Here is a 1,970-nt window from a genome sequence, read left to right as displayed (position 1 = left end):
CGTGAAGATGCCATTATTTATGAAGCGCATGTTCGTGATTTTACTTCTGATCCTAATATCGCAGATGAATTAACGGCGCAATTTGGAACCTTTGCTGCTTTTGTGGAACGTTTAGATTATTTACAAGATTTAGGCGTTACCCATATTCAATTACTACCGGTGATGAATTATTACAATGTCAATGAGTTAATCAATGACGAACGTTTATTAGAGTATGCGTCAAGCAATTCTAATTATAACTGGGGCTATGATCCACAAAACTATTTTGCATTAACTGGGATGTATTCTGAAGATCCAACTAACCCAAGTAAACGGATTGAAGAGTTTAAGAACTTAGTGAATGAAATTCATAAAAGAGGGATGGGTGTGATTTTAGACGTTGTTTATAATCATACGGCTCAAGTCCATATCTTTGAAGATCTAGAACCTAATTATTATCATTTTATGAAAGCTGACGGTACCCCTAAAGAATCATTTGGTGGTGGACGATTAGGAACCACGCATAAGATGGCTAGAAGAGTCTTAGTTGATTCTATTAAATATTTAGTCGATGAATATAAAGTGGATGGATTCCGTTTTGATATGATGGGCGATCATGATGCGGCCTCTATCGAAGAAGCGTATAATGCAGCTAAAGCGTTAAATCCTAATATTTTAATGTTGGGAGAAGGATGGGTTACCTATGAAGGTGATGATGGTTTACCAGAACAACCTGCTGACCAAACATGGATGCAATTAACTGATAGTGTTGCTTCATTCTCAGATGAAATTCGTAATGAATTAAAATCTGGTTTTGGTAGTGAAGGACAACCGCGCTTTTTAACCAACGGTGCTCGTAATTTAGAGTTAATCTTTAACAATATTATTGGACGTCCAAGTAACTTTAAAGCAGATGATCCAGGTGATGTAATTCAATATATTGCTGCCCATGACAACTTAACCTTGTTTGATGTCATCGCACAGTCGATTAAGAAAGATCCAAAATATCATTCTGACGAAATATTAAGACGTGTCCGCTTAGGAAATAGTATTATTTTAACATCACAAGGAACACCGTTTATTCATTCGGGACAAGAATATGGAAGAACAAAACAATACTTAGATCCGGCTTATCGTACAACCGTAAGTGATGATTTAATTCCGAATAAAGCAACTTATATGGTTGATGCTGATGGTAACCCATTTGAATATCCATATTTCATTCATGACTCTTATGATTCAAGTGATGCGATTAACCGTTTCGATTGGGAAAAAGCGACCAATGCTGAAAAATATGCAGAAAATGTGTTAACGCATAACTATACAAGAGGTTTAATTTCAATTAGACGTTCTACCGATGCTTTCAGTCATGATCTAGCAAGTGAAATCGATCAATATGTATCGTTAATTACGGTTCCTAATACAAATCCAAATGCTCGAGTAGAAGCTAATGATTTAATTATCGGTTATCAAGCGAAGGCATCTAATGGAGATATTTATGCTGTTTTCGTTAATGCGGATGATAAAGCAAGAACTGTTAATTTTGGCGAAGCCTTCAAACATTTAGGTGATGCGAAAGTCATTGCTGACGCTAAGCAAGCTGGAACCAGGGTGATTGAAACTCCAGAAGGGGTCGTATTAGATAAAAATTCTATCACTTTAGACGGCTTAACAACCGCTATCTTATTGATTAAGAAAGGCGAGGAGATACCAGCGACTGAAATTACACCAGTTCCTGAGATAAGCGAAGTCAAAGATGGAGAGGTCGTTCAAGGTCATGAAGTCACATTAGATGACTACTCAGCATTAATAACTTTACCAGAAGATGCTTATGTATCAGAAATCGTCGAAGGAATCAACACATCGAACATTGGTAAGCATTTAGCCAAAGTAAAAGTTGTCTTCAAAGATGGCAGCTCACGGATTGTGTCTATTACAATGTTTGTTTTTCCGTCTGAAACACCAATTGAGGATCCTGAAGAAGGACCAGG

The 1,970-nt window shown here is 36.9% G+C and carries 1 protein-coding gene; it reads left to right on the top strand.

Annotated features, from left to right (window positions below; translation table 11 throughout):
* The coding region (locus GSA01S_RS09980; RefSeq protein WP_157064824.1) for a pullulanase at positions 1 to 1,970 on the top strand (1,970 nt) is incomplete at both ends.

It is taken from the genome of Globicatella sanguinis NBRC 15551 (genome assembly GCF_001552295.1).
Lineage (GTDB): Bacteria > Bacillota > Bacilli > Lactobacillales > Aerococcaceae > Globicatella > Globicatella sanguinis.
Note: the sequence above shows the minus strand (reverse complement) of the source record. Positions and strands in the feature narration are given on the sequence as shown.